The 16,088-nt window shown below is 69.5% G+C and carries 13 protein-coding genes and 1 pseudogene; 6 read left to right on the top strand and 8 right to left on the bottom strand.

Annotated features, from left to right (window positions below; genetic code table 11):
- Positions 1-405: 405 nt before the first annotated feature.
- The 3 genes and pseudogenes from NB3_RS36905 to NB3_RS10860 form a co-directional block, all read right to left on the bottom strand.
- Positions 406-687: pseudogene (locus NB3_RS36905) on the bottom strand (WXG100-like domain-containing protein); the annotation flags it as partial.
- 41 nt (positions 688-728) lie between these two features.
- Positions 729-2,462 carry a WXG100 family type VII secretion target gene (locus NB3_RS10865; RefSeq protein ID WP_067800372.1) on the bottom strand — a complete coding sequence of 578 codons (1,734 nt, stop codon included), beginning with the start codon at positions 2,460-2,462 and terminating at the stop codon, positions 729-731.
- Positions 2,463-2,703: 241 nt separating this feature from the next.
- Entirely contained in the window at positions 2,704-3,027 is a 324-nt protein-coding gene (locus NB3_RS10860; RefSeq protein ID WP_067800369.1) for a hypothetical protein, read from the bottom strand.
- Positions 3,028-3,665: 638 nt separating this feature from the next.
- Here NB3_RS10860 and NB3_RS10855 point away from each other — a divergent pair.
- Genes NB3_RS10855 through NB3_RS10840 form a run of 4 tightly spaced genes read left to right on the top strand, consistent with a single transcriptional unit; the run spans position 3,666 to position 7,920 of the window.
- Positions 3,666-4,715, top strand: coding sequence for a helix-turn-helix domain-containing protein (locus NB3_RS10855; RefSeq protein WP_067800367.1), 1,050 nt, complete (start codon positions 3,666-3,668; stop codon positions 4,713-4,715).
- Positions 4,712-6,151 carry a pyridoxal phosphate-dependent aminotransferase gene (locus NB3_RS10850; RefSeq protein ID WP_067800363.1) on the top strand — a complete coding sequence of 480 codons (1,440 nt, stop codon included), beginning with the start codon at positions 4,712-4,714 and terminating at the stop codon, positions 6,149-6,151. The genes NB3_RS10855 and NB3_RS10850 overlap by 4 nt, the downstream gene beginning before the upstream one ends.
- Positions 6,148-7,131 carry a Rossmann-fold NAD(P)-binding domain-containing protein gene (locus NB3_RS10845; protein ID WP_067800360.1) on the top strand — a complete coding sequence of 328 codons (984 nt, stop codon included), beginning with the start codon at positions 6,148-6,150 and terminating at the stop codon, positions 7,129-7,131. Before NB3_RS10850 ends, NB3_RS10845 begins: the two co-directional genes overlap by 4 nt.
- Positions 7,132-7,152: 21 nt before the next feature.
- Positions 7,153-7,920: an SDR family NAD(P)-dependent oxidoreductase gene (locus NB3_RS10840; RefSeq protein ID WP_067800358.1), complete on the top strand. Its 768-nt coding sequence runs from the start codon at positions 7,153-7,155 to the stop codon at positions 7,918-7,920.
- A gap of 1 nt (position 7,921) precedes the next feature.
- On the opposite strand, the gene NB3_RS10835 is transcribed toward NB3_RS10840, so the two are convergent.
- Positions 7,922-8,560 carry a class I SAM-dependent methyltransferase gene (locus NB3_RS10835; RefSeq protein ID WP_157111700.1) on the bottom strand — a complete coding sequence of 213 codons (639 nt, stop codon included), beginning with the start codon at positions 8,558-8,560 and terminating at the stop codon, positions 7,922-7,924.
- A 109-nt stretch (positions 8,561-8,669) separates the two neighbouring features.
- Between NB3_RS10835 and NB3_RS10830 the strand changes: the two genes are divergently transcribed.
- The gene (locus tag NB3_RS10830; RefSeq protein ID WP_067800352.1) at positions 8,670-10,085 is read left to right on the top strand and encodes a hypothetical protein; all 1,416 of its coding nucleotides are present in this window, start codon (positions 8,670-8,672) and stop codon (positions 10,083-10,085) included.
- Positions 10,086-10,873: 788 nt separating this feature from the next.
- On the opposite strand, the gene NB3_RS10825 is transcribed toward NB3_RS10830, so the two are convergent.
- Positions 10,874-11,890, bottom strand: coding sequence for a stage II sporulation protein M (locus NB3_RS10825; protein WP_084486124.1), 1,017 nt, complete (start codon positions 11,888-11,890; stop codon positions 10,874-10,876).
- 43 nt (positions 11,891-11,933) lie between these two features.
- On the opposite strand from NB3_RS10825, the gene NB3_RS10820 reads away from it, so the two are divergent.
- The gene (locus tag NB3_RS10820) at positions 11,934-12,734 is read left to right on the top strand and encodes an RDD family protein (protein ID WP_067800349.1); all 801 of its coding nucleotides are present in this window, start codon (positions 11,934-11,936) and stop codon (positions 12,732-12,734) included.
- On the opposite strand, the gene add is transcribed toward NB3_RS10820, so the two are convergent.
- From add to NB3_RS10805, 3 genes are all read right to left on the bottom strand, one after another.
- Entirely contained in the window at positions 12,713-13,732 is a 1,020-nt protein-coding gene (gene add / locus NB3_RS10815; protein ID WP_067800348.1) for an adenosine deaminase, read from the bottom strand. The two genes, NB3_RS10820 and add, sit on opposite strands and share 22 nt — an antisense overlap.
- Positions 13,733-13,802: 70 nt before the next feature.
- Positions 13,803-15,098 carry a DUF58 domain-containing protein gene (locus tag NB3_RS10810; protein ID WP_067800345.1) on the bottom strand — a complete coding sequence of 432 codons (1,296 nt, stop codon included), beginning with the start codon at positions 15,096-15,098 and terminating at the stop codon, positions 13,803-13,805.
- A gap of 3 nt (positions 15,099-15,101) precedes the next feature.
- The gene (locus tag NB3_RS10805; RefSeq protein ID WP_067800344.1) at positions 15,102-16,079 is read right to left on the bottom strand and encodes an AAA family ATPase; all 978 of its coding nucleotides are present in this window, start codon (positions 16,077-16,079) and stop codon (positions 15,102-15,104) included.
- Positions 16,080-16,088 lie beyond the last annotated feature (9 nt).

The following is a 16,088-nucleotide window of genomic DNA, read 5'->3' as shown; positions in this document are numbered from 1 at the left end:
GGTGCCGAGCACCCGACCGCCCGCTTTGATCGCGAGGGGGGCGACGCGACGACCCACCTCGACACCGACCAGACCGCCCGCGGCGCCTGCCGCCGCTCCGACCCAGACCTTCTGCCAATCCATGGTTTCCCGGTGACCCTGGGCCATCTGGACACGTTGCGCGACATAGGGGACGCCGCCGCCGATCGCCGTCCCGAAGAAAACGCCCTTCGTGGCCAGCGTCAGACGCGGATGCTCCGCGACGAACCGCGCTGCCTTCCCCAATATGGCCACCACCAGGTCGCGCTGGGCGAGTTCCATCCCCACCCTCGCCTCGGCGCGATCGGAGATCGCTTTGACGATGCTGCCGGGCGGTGGCATCGCCATATCGATGAGCACCTGGGCCAGCAGCGCAGCGCCGATGCCGATGAGGACGTACTGTCCGTATTCGGTATCCGTGGCGTTGTCGTACAACTTCCGGGCCATGGCGTTGTTGAACTCGATCTGCGCCTGGATCTGGTCGAGGATCTTGCGGTACTGCTTCTGCATCTCCGCGCCGGTCTCGCCCTCGACCGCCTTGTCCAACCGCTCCAACGCCGCGAGCAGCCGATGCCGCACCGGCGCAAGCGCGTTCGCCGCGTCCGACCACGCGTCGCCGTCGCGGCGCATCCCCTCCGGATCTCCCTCCGGAAAGTGCCCCAGCACCATGTCGGTGAGCCAGTCGGGGAAATAGTCCGGAATCTGCACCATCAGGCGCTCGACTGTCCGCGGGCGTGCTCGATCGCCAGTCGGTGCAGCACTTTCGCGGGCCCGCATGCGCTCTCGCCGCGTAGTTCGACTTCGGTGAAGGCTTCCACCACGGCCGCGCGGGGATCGAAGCGGTCACCGGAGAAACAGGCGCGGACCAGTTGGGCGCGCCACTGCCGATAACCGCACACGATCGCGGCCAGCGTGTCGCCGCGATCCCACGGTCCGCTGATGCGCCGGTACTCCATGAGCAACGACCGTTGCGCCGACTGCCGCACATGGGGACCGGCCGCCGCCTCGAGTATCCGGCCGAGGTCGCGCACGATGGTGGCATACATCGGCTGGTCCGCTGGACCGGCCACACGTGCACCCGCCCGAACCGCGGCCTCGACCTTTTCGGCGAGCAGGGCCGGATTCGCCACCACCACCCGGTCGAGCAGGATCCACCCACCGGTGACCGCGTCAACCGTGTCGTCGGGCGCGCGATTCGGCACCACGCGCGACACCGTGCCGTCCCGCAGGTCGGTGATCTCGATACCGGACAGCTCGATGAAGGGGTATTTGCCGAGGATTCCGTCGATGGCCGCGGCGATCTCGTCCACCGTGCGTCTCGACACACCGGAGTCTTCGAATCCGGCGATCCGGAGGCCATGGCGGGCGGCGAGCGCCCGTGCGGCGGCCACGGCGCCGGGATCGGTCCGTATGCGGGAGTGCTTCGCTTCCGCGGGCGCGGGTTTCGGCTTGCGCGTTTTCCGGTCCTTGCCCGGTGCGACCGGCTCGCCCGCGTCGGGCCGAGGCCCCTTGCGGCGTGGCGGAAAGACCTGACCCGGCGATCGACCGCCGTCGTTTCGCGACCAGGGTGTGCCGGGCGCGTTCCGTATCCACGGCGATTCGGTGGGTGGCCTCGTCCATCGGCTCTCCGGCGTCCGCTGGACGGCCGCCGGGCCGGATGCGCCGGGTTTGGGTGTCGCCGCGGGGGACGAGTCGGCGGCGGTCGGCGTGGTGGTGGTGGCCGGTGCGGACGGGGGTCGCCCGGTCGGCGCGGCGTCTCGGGCGGCCGGCGTGGCTCGGTCCTGGACGGAGGGAGTCGAGGTGGAGGACGGCTGTCCGGAAGAGTCGGCATCGCCGGCTGGGCCGTAGTCGCCGGGGTTCGCCGAGCCGGGCCCGAACGGGTCGCCGGTCGGCTGATAGCTGGGCTGTCCGGTGCCCCGCGTGGCGGTGGGGTCGCTCGCCGGAGCGGTGGGGTCGGCGGCCTGAGCGGTGGGGACGGACCGGACCGTCGGGTCGTCCGACGAGGTGGGCGCGGTGGTGCCAGGAGCCGGATCGGGTTGAGCGGCAATCGGCGTTGGGGTTGGCGACGGAGCCGGTTCTTGCGCCAGGGGCTGGTCGTACGGACTGTTGCCGACCGGGCCGGAGTCGAACGGATTCTTTTTGCGGAACTGGGAGCCGATGTTCCGGTCCTGGTCCCGCAAGACCTCACCCGCGTCGGCGACGCTGCTGCTCATCCCGTGCAGATTGTGCACCAGGTTCTCGAAGCCGGTGATCCCCTTGTCGGCCGCGGGCTCGTAGCTGTCGCCGAAGGCCCGGCCCGGCTCGTCGTCGCCCCAGCAGTGGCCCTCCGCGGCCAGTCTTTCCTTCAGGCGGGTGAGTTCCTCCTGCGCGGTGTCGGCGATGGCGGCGAGTTCCGGGGTCAGCGCTCGCAGCAGGTCCGTGTCCACCCGCAACGCTCGACCCATGTCCCGGCAAACCCTTCACCTGCGTCAACGACACCGAGAGAAGACATTGTCCCCTCGAAGCGCGTCCACCCCGCGTCCTCTGTTCTCAGAGTTGGGAACGAATGGCGACCGATCCCACCGTGCTGACCGGGGGCCGCGCGACACACGGCTGCGCGCCCAGTGGCCGACGCATGCCGATCGTTCGCCGTCGGTATGCCGGTCGTACGGACCTGCCGCCGGTGAACGCAACGCCCCTGGCGTGTCAGGCGACCAGGGGCGGGCGGGCGCGGCAGGTCGCTTCGTTGTCGCGTTCGGTGATGCGGACGTACAGCCGCAGCAGCACGTCACGCAAGGTGAGGCTCAGGTCGGCGGCACGGATGGCGGCCAGTTCGAGGGCGAGGTCGCTGGTGAGTGTGCCTGGGTCGCTGAGCATTTCGTCGAGCACCATCCCGCTGACCGCTTGCTCGCGACTGAGGGCGACCGTGGGCAACCAGCTGAGTTCCCAGGATGCGCAGGAGGAAAGCAGCCGTGCGGTTTCCGGTGTGATGTCGCTGGTGATGATCGAATCGGTGATGTGGAGTGCCATGATCCGCTCTCATTCACTCTCGTGCGGGTGGCGCGGAACCGCCGCCGGCCGGGAGTGCGGTGACCGCGCTCGGCCACGGCCCGTACGCGGTGGCTTCGTCCGTGCCTGAATTACTCGGTGCTCGAATGTGTCGGGAGACCGGCGCGAGCGCGGTAGGCGGGATGGTCACGCCTGGCGTACGCGCGGTGACGAGGTATCCGTATCCGGCACCTCCTAGAGTTGTCGAGCCACCGGGCTCGGCAGGTGGGAAAAACCCGCTGGCGACAGGGAATTGCGGTGGCTTCGAGAACAAGGCTAGGTAGTGACACCTCATGCTGTCAATGAAGCTTTAGCGCTTCGTGATGATATTTTGTGAGCCTTTATGCTTCGCAAAAGTCGTGCAGCTCAATACTTGTCGATAATCGGCGGAAAAAGCCTGCATGGCTCGCGGGCGGAATCGGTAGAGCGTGTTCGCAAGCGCATGTGGCAAGCCTCGAACGCACGGCGCTGGCGAATCGATGCCGGGGCCGCATTGCTGGTTGACAACGAAATTCGGCGTACGCGATTCATCCGACACCGCTTGCCACTTGATGACTAAAATGTCGCATCGTGATACTCCGTGAGCATGCGTACGCAGGGCGCAGGATGGGAGGCGCGGGATGGTTGACTCGGGCTCGGATGAGCAGGTCGGCACCCTGGTCCGCAGGCTACGACTAGAGCGCGGTTACACCCAGGCGTCGCTCGCGACCAGAGCGGGCTGCTCCCGCAGCCTGATTCAGCAGATCGAGAACGGTAGCCGGATTCCGCCGCTCGCGCTGCGCGAACGCCTGAGTCTGGCGCTCGGCTCGGAGCTGCCGACCGACGGCAGCGCCGATCCGGCGACCGATCCGACCAGCAGCGCCTACTACGACCTGCGGATGCGATTCAACGTCCTGCTGGGCAAAGATCCCGAATTGGTCTCGCGCGCACTGAGTATCGCGCAGAGCCTGATCGACGCCTCCGGAGCGCGGGCGGAGATCGAGCCGCTGCGCTTGGTCGCCGATCGGCAGCTGGAGCGCGCCGAGGAGATCCTCGCGCAGATCCCCTCGCGCAGCGCCACGGTGTGGGAATGGAATACCGTCACCGACTGGCTGACGATCCTGGAGCAGGCCACCACGTCGGTGCGGGCGATCCACACCGCGGACCTGGGCACGATCGGCGGCGACGTCGGCGACGACTATCACGCGGCGATTCTGCGCCTGGCCGACCAGACCCATCCACCGAAGATCGATGTGCGGCGGATGTATGTGCTCGACGACATCTCGGATGTCTGGCCCTATGACGACAAATTATGGAAGCAAGCCCGATCGGGCGTGGAAAGCGTGCTGGTCAAGCGCGAGTACGCCCGCAACGCGCAGAGCATGCTCGTGGTCGACGACCGCTATGTCGCCGTGGGCGAGTACGACTACTCCCGCCAGGCCAGGGTCGCGACGCGTTTCTCCGCGCTGAAGCACGACGTCGCGTTCGCGGTCCGCCGTTTCGAGAAGCTCTACGACCTCAGGCGCGCCGGCACGGCCATCGTGGTGGACCAGATCGTCACGCAGCCGCCGCTGGCGCAGTTCGAACGACTCACCGAGGGCAACTGCCGCAGCCTGTTCCGCGCCGCACTCGAGGAGAGGTGGAACGCCATGCCCGCACCGGGAGACTCTTCAGAAGGCGAGGTTCCGTGACTCAGAGCCAGGTGCTCACCGATCCGCTCGCCGACCTGGCGACGCTGACCAATCGCTCCGAGGCCAGGAAACGTGAAGTGCGCGGCCACGTTTCGCGGGACACCTGGTTCGCCGGGACCGCTGGCCGCCGGTACTCGGGCGTCATCGACGCCTACCACGGTGAGACCGGTCGTGCCCCGGACGCGCATGCGATCGCGGCGCTGGACCGGGCCTGGCGCGAAAGCCTGCACATCGCGCCCTCGGCCGAGTATCTCGACGGCAGGCTCTACGACAAGCGGCAGCCGCTGATCCTGCGCGAACTCGCGGCCCGCAAGTTGTTCGAGCGCCTGTCGCATCCGGTGGAAGGAGTGCCGGGCGTCCGGGTGCGCCCGGAGGAGGTGATCGTCTGCCCGTACTCGAGCACGATGCTGCTCGAGGAGGCGGTGGCCACCCTGGCCAAGCCGGGCGGGGTGATCGTGTGTCCGGAGGGCTTCTACAAGAGTTCCAGCATTCACGTGGAGAAATTCGGCTTACGGATCGTCTCCTGCCCGGTGGCTCCGGATGACGCGTTCAAGATCGATCCCGCCCGGCTGGCCCGCTGCCTCGCGGAATTGCGCGCGACGGGTGAGCTGTGCGGCGTGCTGCTCACCTTGCCGGGCAACCCCGTCGTCGTCGACTACACGGCGGCCGAGCTGGCCGAACTCGGACAGGTGCTGCTCGACTGCGGTGTTCCGGTGATCTGCGACATGGCCTTCGATCGGCTGGTGGCCGCGCACATCCCGATCGCGGCACTGCACGTGGAGACCGCGCACGGCGCCCGGCGGCTGTACGACGTGGTGCTGACCGTCACGGGGAACTCCAAGGCCTACAACGCCTTCGGTCCGTGCAAGATGGGTGCGGCCTGCACCGGCGACAGCGCGTGGCTTGCGCGGATCCGCGAGCGGCTCACCATCTCGTTCCAGCGCGAGACCACCCATCTGGCGCGCGCGATCCTCGAGCACACCGCCGACGACTACTTCGACCGCAATCACGCGCTGATGCGCGCGCAGATCGAGCGGGCATGCGGGCACATCGCCGCGATCAACACCCGGCTGGGAACCGACGCGCTGCGACCACTGGGCAACCCGGAGGGCATGTTCGTCTCGGTGGTGTTCGATCGCGCGCTGCTCGACCAGGCCGGGGTGCGCACGAGCGCGCAGGTGGAGGACCTGTTGCTCGCCGTGGCAGGCGTGGACAGCGTCGCGCTGGACCGGACGGGTTCGCCGCGTCCCGGCGTCCGGTTGAACGTCCTCGCTCCGCGCAAAGCGCCTCGGCACGAGTCGCCCGATTTGATCGATGAACTCTTCGACCGGCTGGAGCAATTGATCCACGCCGTCCTCGGCGGGCTCACCTACCGCGACGCGCTCGCCGATCGCGGCCTGACCGCGCTGGCGCCGGAGCCGGGGGCCGCGCGGTGATCGTCGGAGTGCTGCGTGAGACCGCGCCACGGGAGACGCGCGTGGCGCTCACCCCGGAGGGGGTGCGCACGCTGTCGGCGGCGGGCCTGCGCGTCCTCGTGCAGCAGGGCGCGGGGCGGGGTGCGGGATTCCCGGACGAGGAATACCGCGCGTCGGGTGCGGTCGTCGTCGAGGATCGCGCGGCGGTGTTCGAGCGCTCGGGCATCGTCGTTTGGGTGAAACCGCCTGCGTTCGACCTCGATTCGATGCCGCTGCGCCCGGGGACCACGCTGCTCGGCTTCCAGGATCCGCACCACCGTCGCGACGAGATCGACCGGTTGCGCCGTCGCGGCGTCGCGTCGGTGGCGTTCGACGCGGTGCCACGCGACGCGTCGACCACCGAGTTCGACGCGCTGTCCACCATGAGCCGGATCGCGGGCGCGGTGGGGTACGCCGAAGGCAGGCGACTGCTCGCTCCGGCGCGGCGCACCCGCCCGGTCCGTGCTCTCGTGTTGGGGTGCGGAGCCGCGGGGCTCGCCGCCATCGGGGCCGCGCGCACGTTCGGCGACGAGCGGCCGACGGCTGTCGGCAATCGCCCCGCACAGCGGGCCGCCGCGGTCGAGGCGGGCGCGGGGGAGTTCCTGCCGAATCGGGACGACAACGCGGCGCTGCTGGACGCGCTCACCGCGACGCCGCCCGACCTGGTGGTCTGCACGGCCGTGCATCGTGGTTCTCCGGCGCCTCGCTTGCTCGGGCGGGCGGCGCTCGATCTGCTCGGCTCGGGGACGGTGATCGTCGACCTGGTGGCCAAGGCGGGTGGCAACTGTGTGGCGACCGTGCCGGACCGGACGGTCACCCTGCCCAGCGGGGTGGTCGTCACGCATCGCTCCAACTATCCCGCGGTCCGGCCTGCCGCGGCCAGCCGCGCGTACGGCGCGGCGACGGCGGCCATGGTGCTGCGAATGGCCGACGAGAGGCGGAAGTCCCTTGACGCCGGATGAGAACGTGTTCTAATTCTTGGCATGCGCAGATTTGACGGCCGCCGCGTGGTGGTGACGGGAGCGGGATCCGGCATCGGGCAGGGCATCGCCCTGCGGCTGCTGGACGAAGGGGCGCAGCTGGTCGCCGCCGACATCGACGCGGCGGGCCTCGCGGCCACCGCGGCGAAGGCGGGCGACGGCGCGGAACGGCTGCGAACGGTCGAGGTCGACACCGCCGACCCGGAGTCGGTGCGCACCGCGACCGCGGCGGCGCTGGAGTTCCTCGGCGGGCTGGACGTGCTGGTCAACGCGGCGGGCATCCTGCGGCCCGCGCGCACGCACGAGATGCCGCTGGAGGTGTGGGACCGGGTGATCCGGGTGAATCTCACCGGCACCTTCCTGATAACCCAGGCCGCGCTGCCCGCGCTGCTGGACACCGGACACGGTGTGGTGGTCAACATCTCCTCCACCGCGGCCTTCAGCGCGGCTCCCTACCTCGCCTCCTACGCGGCGTCCAAGGGCGGCGTGAACGCCTTCACCCACGCCATCGCCTTGGAGTACGCCAAGCAGGGTCTGCGCGCGGTGAACATCGTTCCGGCCGGTATCACCAGCGGCATCACCACCAAGTCGATCCTGGACCAGCCGGAGGGTTTCGACCCGCAGCTGTTCTCCCGGATGACCGGGTGGCTCAACGGTGGCGCGCTCGGCTCGCCGGAGGACATCGCCGGTGTGGTCGCCATGGTCGCCTCCGACGACGGCAAATACATGACCGGCACCGAAATCAGGGTCGACGGCGGCGCGCTGATGTAGGTCAGCGGGGCGTCGCCACCAGCAGATGGTGCGGAATCGGCGCGCTGCCCAGCCGCCGGTGCTCCACCGCGCAGCCCGCCTGTTCCAGCGCCGCGATCACCTCCGGCACCGGGCGCAAGGTGAATCCGTACGAGGTGAACGGAAGCTTCGCCATCGCGTCCGGATCGCCGATGCCGATCACGAGACGGCCGCCCGGCCGGACCACCCTGGCGAGTTCGGCGCAGGCCGCCGCCAGGTCCGGCACGAAGTAGACGGTGTTGACGGTGATCGCGGCATCGAGGCTGTCGTCCGGCAGCGGCAGCGCGGTGAGCGAACCCTCCACCAGCCGCAGGCGACCGGCGGCGAGGTCGCTTCCGTGCTTCGAGCGGGCGCGAGCCAGCATGTCGGCGGAGATCTCCACACCGTGCACAACGCCACTCGCGCCGACTCGATCGAGCAGCAGGGAAAGCCCCGCTCCACCACCGAACCCCACGTCGGCCGCGGCGCCGCCCGGCGCGACGTCGGCGGCCCGCACCGCCCCGGCGATGGCGGCCTTGTTGCTGCGGTTGAGCACGAAGGCGACGCCTTTGCCGAGCGCTCCGTGCGGATTCCCGAGCTGACCGGCGAGGGCGGACAACAGACGGGCTCGGACCGAGTTCATGCGCGTCATCGTATCGACCGCTGCCGGCGGGGTGGCGCGGCGAAGATTTGAATACTGTTCTCTCCGGTGTCCGTTCGGAGACCGCGTTGCCCAGCGAAAGAGGACCGCGATGCGTCGGCCGATGACTCTCCTCGCCGCCTGCGTGCTGGCATTGCTGCCCACTCAGCCCGCTTCGGCGGCCGGACCGTGGGGGCCGCTCGCGCCGCCGAATCCGTTCCTCGGGCCGATCGGCGGCGCGACCATGCACGGCGACGCGGGGTCCTCGGACGCGACGCCGCTCGCCGGTCCTGACGTACGCGCCGCCGCGGTCGGCGCGTACCCGCTGGCCTCGGCGTGTCCCACCCTGCTGGAGGGATCGGACCGGCTCGTGGTCGCCTTGTGCACCGCGATCGCGGGACAGACGCCGACGGTGCATCTGCTCGATCCGGCGGCGCCCGGCCCGTTGGCGCCCTCGCTCGCCGCCCTGCCGTTGACCAAGGGCAGCCTGCTCGGTGGTGTGTACGCCTATCTCGATCAGGACGACCGTCTGGTGGTCGTGGACGGCACCGACCGGTTGCTCCGGGTGCGGCACGAGCGGGACGCGGCGGGGACATGGCGGCTGATCGGTGAGGAGTCCGCCGACCTAGGACCGGTGATCCCGCAGGGGGACAACGTGACGGGACTCGTCCCGGACTGGTCGGGCAATGTGTGGTTCGCGACCGGCCGCGGCGTCGTCGGATTCGTCAGCCCGGCCGGGCGGGTCACCGCGTTGACGCTGCCCGCGGGGGAACAGGTCGCCAACAGCATCTCAGCGGCCCCGCGCGGGCCGGTCGCCGTGGCGACGACGCATGCGCTGTACGAACTGCGGGTCGGCGCGTCCGGCGCTCCGGAGATCGCGTGGCGCGCGGCCTACGACCGGGGATCGGCGCGCAAACCGGGACAGCTCAGCTGGGGCACCGGGTCGACGCCCACCTACTTCGGTCCCGAGACCGGCGCCGACTATCTGACCATCGTCGACAACGCCGACGGACAGGTGCATGTCTTGGTGTTCCGTTCCGGGACCGGTGAATTGGTGTGCACGGCTGCGGTGCTCGGCGCAGGCGGGCCGGGAAGCGAGAATTCGCCGGTCGGGATCGGCCGTTCGGTCTTCGTCGCGAGCACTTACGGCTATCCGTATCCGGCGTTGCCCGAGGGAGCGGGACCGGCGTCGCCGCCGAACGCTCCGTTCACCGGCGGGATGACGCGGGTCGACGTCGCCCCCGACGGATGTCACGTGGTGTGGGACAACGCGATCCGCAGTGCGGCCGTTCCGCGGTTGTCCACCGCCGACAGCGCGCTCTACACGGTCGCTCGCGTCGGTCCCGACCGGACCACGCCCATGGACGGGTACGTGTTCACCGTCATCGATCCCGAGACCGGCGTGGTCGTCGCATCGCACCCGCTCCCCGGCACCATCGTCGACGATCCGCTGCAGACCGCGCCGTTGATCACCCAGGACCGCCATCTGCTGCAAGGCACGGTCACGGGGATACTTCGCGTCGGTTGAGGCCCCTTATCACCCTAGATGTGATTCAGGTCACTTCGACGAGGTGATTCTTTGCCCCGGCGGGCGGTGGCGCGGGGGAGGGGCGGAGTGTGACCCACGTCTCTCCAAGTCGGCTGTCATCGTGCCGATTTCACGCCGCGCGACGCCTGGTAACGGCAGGTGAGGCGAAGATCACACAGCCCGTTATGGTTGCGGCCCCGGTGCTGAATCGAGCGTTCCGCCTGGGTGAACCAGATCCTTTTCACTCACTGGTTAATGCGGAGCCCGTCGGGGAACTGCCCGGTCTTCCCGGTGTGCCGCTATGTCTTTACCCGGTTTATTACCGCGTAAACAAACTTGTGGTCTCTTTCTAATGGGCGGTGCTCAGCAACTGACCTTCGTGCATATGAACGTGCAGGTGGGGTGGGGTGCCAGCAACCATGGAGGGGTCTATCCAATCGCTCGGCTAACGCCCGTGTCGCATCCCGATTCATTGCCGGAAAGCATTCGCGGCGACTATTCGCGCGGTGTCGCCGGAGCGCTGTCCGATCGCCGAAACCACGGTCGCGAGGATCGCATGCGGTTAGCTGGAACCGGGCTGAACGGTGCTGCCGCAAGGGTTTGCTGGGGTGCTGCTTAATACGCTTGACCTCGGCAGGGAGGGTTGCGTAGGGGTAACGATTGTGTAGAGTTGACGGTAACGCTGGCCGCAGCTAGAGCAGCGACTCGCTGCGGCCAGCGGAACTCAAATGGGGGACTTCCGAACGGATCTGGCGCCACTTAGCTGCCGATTGTCCCAGTCACTTCGCTCAGCGTGTGCTGAATGTTGGCTGCATCACAGTAGCCGGCTCACCGCTCGCTTCATCGGCGGCAGGATTCGCCTGCTCCTTGACCGCGCGACGGCCCACTCCGAACACGTACACCAGGAACAACGCCTCGGCGATGAACCCGACCGCGATGCGAAGCGGCGCTGGCAGCGGGCTCGGCGTCACGAAACCTTCGATACAGCCGCACACCAGCAGCACTCCGACCAGGCCCAGTGCGACGGTCGCGGTCGCCCGACCCTGCCTGGCCACCGCCTCCACCCTGCTGAGCCGCCCCGGATCGACCAGCGTCCAACCGAGTTTCAAGCCGACGCCACCCGCGACGAACACCGCGGTCAGCTCCAGCGTGCCGTGCGGAAGGATGAAGCCGAAGAACGAATCCAGCCGCCCCGCCTCCGCCATCAACCCGGCGCTGACACCCAGATTGAGCGCGTTCATGAACAGCAGGTAGACCGCGGGCAGAATCAGCACGCCGGTGAACAAGGCGATCGCCGTCACCCACGCGTTGTTGGTCCACACCTGCGCGGCGAAGGCCCCCTGCGGATGCTCCGAGTAGTAGGTCTCGAACGCGCCGCCCGGTGCGGTGAGACTGCCTGTGTCGTCGGGAATCCCGAGCACTTCCCGAGCGGAATCGAACCGATCCACCCAAACGGCCAACCCGGCCGACACCGACAGGAACACCGCGGCCACGCAGGCCCACCACGGCCACGACCGGTATAGCGCGGCGGGGAAGCGATGGGTGAAGAACCGTCCGATCTCCTGCCAGGTGTCGGCTCGCGTCCCGAGCACCCGGCCACGCGCACGCGCCAGCAGAGCGCTCAGGCCGGCGATCAGCTCCGGGTCGGGGCTGTGCGACTGCAACCGCGCCAGCTGCTGGGAGGTGCGGCGGTAGAGCACGACGAGTTCGTCCGCCTCCGCGCCGGTCAGCTTGCCCCGCTTGGACAAGTAGTCGAGCCGGTCCCACGCCCTGCGGTGCGCCAGGCTGTACGCGTCCACGTCCATTCGGTTGCCTCCCACTCCCGCCGGTCGCAAGAATGCTATCGACATGGCTGAGTTCACCACCGGCGAAGCAGTGGCCCTGGAACTGCCGATCGCCCGGATCCCCACCAGGGCCACCGCGTTCCTGATCGACGTGCTGGCCCAGTGCGCGCTCGGGTTCGTGCTGCTGTTCGCGATCGTCACGCTGCTGCTGCCCGCGGGCGTCGACTCGGCCTGGCTGGACGTGGTGGTCCTGGTGACCATCGTGACCGTGCTGGTCGGATACCCGGTGGCCTGCGAGACCGCTTGGCGGGGACGGACGCTGGGCAAACTGATGCTCGGCCTGCGGGTGGTGCGCGACGACGGCGGGCCGATCGACTTCCGGCACGCGCTCACCCGTGGCCTCGCCGGCGCGCTCGTCGATTTCTGGATGCTCGGCGGGTTCGGCGCCATCGCGGTGCTCACCTCGATGTGCTCGCCGCGGGCGCGGCGGATCGGTGACGTGCTCGCCGGCACCGTGGTCGTGCACGCGCAACGCCCGCTGCCGCCGCCTGCGCTGGCGATCGCGCCGCCGTGGCTGGCCGGCTGGAGCGCGCAGCTCGAACTCTCCGGGCTACCGGAAGACCTCGCGCTCGCGGTGCGGCAGTACCTCACACGCCTGCGCACGCTGACGCCCGAGGCACAACACCACCTGGGCACGGACCTCGTGGCCGAGGTGTGCGACCGGTTGCGGGTCGCGCCACCGGCCGGGTATCCACCGGCGCAGGTGCTTGGCGCGGTCGTCGCCGAACGACAGCGCCGGGTGCTGCCGCGGCCGCTGTTCCCGGTGTTCCCGCCGCCCGCCGGTCAGCCGTTCGCCGCCACGTAGTCGTCGATCTCGCGCAGATAGGCGTCCTGCCGGGCGGGGGTGATCCAGGAGGCGCGGAACGAGTTGCGGGCCAACTCGGCCAGCTGATCCACCCCGAGATCGCCCTCCTCGGCGAGCGCGAGGTAGTTGCCTGCCACGTACGCGCCGAAGTACGCGGGGTCGTCGCTGTTGACCGTCACCATCAGCCCGCGGTTCAGCAGTCCGACGATCTCCTCGGCCTTCATCCGCGCCGTGACGAAGGAGTTCGACACCGGGCAGCAGGTGAGCGCGATCCCCTTGGACGCGGCCAACTCGACCAGACGGTCGTCCTCGACGATGTTGGTGCCGTGGTCGATGCGGTCGACGGCGATGTCCTCCAGCGCTTGGCGGATGTGCTCGATCGAATCCGGCTGGTCGATGTCGCAGTGCGCCGTCAGCAGGAAGCCTTCCGCGCGGGCGCGCTCGAAGACGGCGGCGAATTTGCTCGGCGGGTTGCCCCGCTCGTCGGAATCCAGCCCGACGCCGAGGATCCAGCTCTTGTACGGCAGCGCCTCCAGCAGCGTCGCCATGGCGTACTCCGCGGAATGGTCGCGCAGGAAACACAGGATCAGTTCGGCGGATATCCCCAGCTCCCGCCGCGCCCGTGCGATCGCCGACCGGTATCCGCTGATCACCGTGGGGAACGGTACTCCGCGCCCGGTGTGCGCCTGCGGATCGAAGAAGAGTTCGGCATGACGCACGCCTTGGCCATGGGCCCGGCGCAGATAGTCGAAGGCGAGGTCGTGGAAGTCCTCCGGGCGCTGGAGGACGCGCATCGCGGGGTAGTAGACCTGGAGGAACGAGGTCAAGTCGTGGAATCGATAGGTCTGCTTGACCTCGTCCACGCTCTTCTCCGGCAGTTCGATGCCGTTGCGCCGGGCGAGGCGGAACTTCAGCTCCGGCTCCAGCGTCCCTTCCAGATGCAGGTGCAGTTCCGCTTTGGGCAATCCGCGGACGAAGGCGGCGAGATCTGAGGCCATGGGGTCATGATCCTCCTCGGCGGGCGCGCGAGGACGCTCTTCGACGAGAGCGCGGCGCGGCGGGTAGGACTCAGAGGGTTCCGGATCGCTTCAGTTCCAGGTATTCGTCCGCCAGAGCCTCCGGCAGTCGTTCCGGAGACGCCGCGACCACCGCGATCCCGGTGCGGCGCAGCGATTCCTGGACCAGTGCGCGTTCGGCGAGCACGGATTCGGCGGCGGCCGCGGCGTAGAGGTCGTTCAGGGCCTCGCGCCGGGTGGCCGCCGCGGCGACATCCGGATCGGTCACCGAGACGATGAGCACGCGGTGCCGTTGCGCCAGGACCGGCAGCACGGGCAGCAGGTTCTCCTCCACGGCGGCGCCGTCGAGGCTGGTGAACCAGACCACCAGGCTGCGCCTGCGGGCGCGCTGAACGGCCGCCCGCACCAGTCCGGCGCTGTCGGTGTCGACGAGAGCGGGAGTGATTCCGGCCATCGCGTGCAGCAGCTTCGCCTGTAAACCTCTTCCGCCCGCACCGCGCACCTCGGCGCGCGCTCGGCGGTCGTAGGCGAGCAGGTCGACCGAGTCGCCCGCGGCGGCGGCCAGTCCGCCGAGCAGCAGGGCGGCCTCGATGCTCGCGTCCAGGCGCGTACCGTCCCCGACCCGCCCCGCACTCACCCGGCCGGTGTCGAGCAGCATCAGCACGTGCCGGTTGCGCTCCGGACGCCAGGTGCGGACCAGGACGTCGGTGGCGCGGGCGGTGGCGCGCCAGTCGATGGCGCGCACGTCGTCCCCGGCGACGTATTCGCGGAAGGAGTCGAATTCGGTGCCCTGACCACGCAGGTCGGCCAGATTGCGGCCGTCGAGATGCTGCAACCTCTTGACTTTGGACCGCAGCAGCCGTTCCGCGCGGAACGCGGGCAGCGCCCGCACCCGGGCCGGCACGTCTCGTCTCGTCTGCCTGCCCGCCAGTCCGAGCGGGCCGATCAGCCGCACCGTGACCCGGCCCGCGACCCGGTCGCCGCGGTAGGTGGGCGTGAGCGTGGTGCGGAGACGGACCTTGGTGCCAGGGGGGAGATCCAGGTCGTGCGCGCGGTTCTCGGCGCGTGCGCTGCCGGGCCAGTCGTCCCATACCGTCCCGCGCAGTCGGCGCGCCCCGGTGTTGACCGCGACGAGTTCCACCTCGACGGAGCGCCCGAGCCGCACCGTGGTCAGTGCTTCGCGGGAAAGCGCCAGGTCCCGCGCGCGCCCCACGGCGCCCAGATCGATGAGCAGCCCGGCGGCCAGGACACAGGTCACCAGCACCACGCCGAGCACGGACGGCAGGACCAGGGTGACGAACAGGGCCGCAACGCCTGCCGCGGCGGCCAGCCGACCGGTGACGACCATCGGCTACACCGGGACCGGAACCGCGAGCAGCAGCGACGACAGCACGCCCTCGGTGGTCACGCCGTCCAGTTCGGCTTCGGGACGCAGGTGCAGGCGGTGCCGCAGCACGGCGACGGCGACAGCTTTCACATCGTCGGGGGTGACGAACCCGCGTCCGTTGAGCCAGGCGAACGCGCGGGCGGCCGCCATCAGCGCGGTCGCGCCACGGGTCGACGCGCCGTGCTGCACGGCGGGCGAGGTGCGGGTGGCCCGGCACACGTCGACGGTGTAGGCGAGCACCTCGGGGCTGATCGTGGTCTGCGCGATCGCGGCGCGCGCGGCGGCGATGTGCGCGGGCCCCGCCACCGGGCGCAGTCCAGCGGCGGTGAGGTCGCGCGGGTCGAAGCCCGCGGCATGGCGTTGCAGGATGCGGAACTCGTCGTCGCGGCCGGGGAGGTGGATGTCCACCTTGAACAGGAACCGGTCCAGCTGCGCTTCCGGCAGCGGATAGGTGCCCTCCTGCTCGATGGGGTTCTGGGTGGCGACGACGACGAACGGATCGGGCAGCGGCCGCGGCTTTCCGTCCACCGAGACCTGGCGTTCCTCCATCGACTCCAGCAGGGCCGACTGGGTCTTCGGCGGCGTGCGGTTGATCTCGTCGGCGAGCAGCAGGTTGGTGAACACCGGACCGTGCCGGAAGGTGAACTCGGCGGAGTGCGGATCGTAGATCTGCGACCCGGTGACGTCGCCCGGCATCAGGTCGGGGGTGAACTGCACCCGCGCGTGCTCGAGGTCGAGCGCCGTGGCCAGCGCCCGCACCAGCAGCGTCTTGGCCACCCCTGGCACGCCTTCGAGCAGTACGTGGCCGCGGCACAGCAGGGCGAGCACCAGGTACATGACCGCGTTGTCGTTGCCGACCACCGCTTTGCCGATCTCGGCGCGCAGGGCGTGGAACGCGGCGCCGGCCTGCTCGGCCGTCGGGGTGGTTTCGGTGCTGGTCATCGCTTCTCC

The sequence above is a fragment of the Nocardia beijingensis NBRC 16342 genome (assembly GCF_001612785.1).
Lineage (GTDB): Bacteria > Actinomycetota > Actinomycetes > Mycobacteriales > Mycobacteriaceae > Nocardia > Nocardia beijingensis.
The sequence above is the reverse complement of the archived record's forward strand: the minus strand, read 5'-3'. Positions and strand labels throughout refer to the sequence as shown.

Coding starts and splice junctions, on each gene's coding strand:
- NB3_RS10865 (WP_067800372.1), bottom strand. CDS start 2,462: ATGGGTCGAGCGTTGCGGGTGGACACGGACCTGCTGCGAGCGCTGACC.
- NB3_RS10860 (WP_067800369.1), bottom strand. CDS start 3,027: ATGGCACTCCACATCACCGATTCGATCATCACCAGCGACATCACACCG.
- NB3_RS10855 (WP_067800367.1), top strand. CDS start 3,666: ATGGTTGACTCGGGCTCGGATGAGCAGGTCGGCACCCTGGTCCGCAGG.
- NB3_RS10840 (WP_067800358.1), top strand. CDS start 7,153: ATGCGCAGATTTGACGGCCGCCGCGTGGTGGTGACGGGAGCGGGATCC.
- NB3_RS10835 (WP_157111700.1), bottom strand. CDS start 8,560: ATGAACTCGGTCCGAGCCCGTCTGTTGTCCGCCCTCGCCGGTCAGCTC.
- NB3_RS10830 (WP_067800352.1), top strand. CDS start 8,670: ATGCGTCGGCCGATGACTCTCCTCGCCGCCTGCGTGCTGGCATTGCTG.
- NB3_RS10825 (WP_084486124.1), bottom strand. CDS start 11,890: ATGGACGTGGACGCGTACAGCCTGGCGCACCGCAGGGCGTGGGACCGG.
- NB3_RS10820 (WP_067800349.1), top strand. CDS start 11,934: ATGGCTGAGTTCACCACCGGCGAAGCAGTGGCCCTGGAACTGCCGATC.
- add (WP_067800348.1), bottom strand. CDS start 13,732: ATGGCCTCAGATCTCGCCGCCTTCGTCCGCGGATTGCCCAAAGCGGAA.
- NB3_RS10810 (WP_067800345.1), bottom strand. CDS start 15,098: ATGGTCGTCACCGGTCGGCTGGCCGCCGCGGCAGGCGTTGCGGCCCTG.
- NB3_RS10805 (WP_067800344.1), bottom strand. CDS start 16,079: ATGACCAGCACCGAAACCACCCCGACGGCCGAGCAGGCCGGCGCCGCG.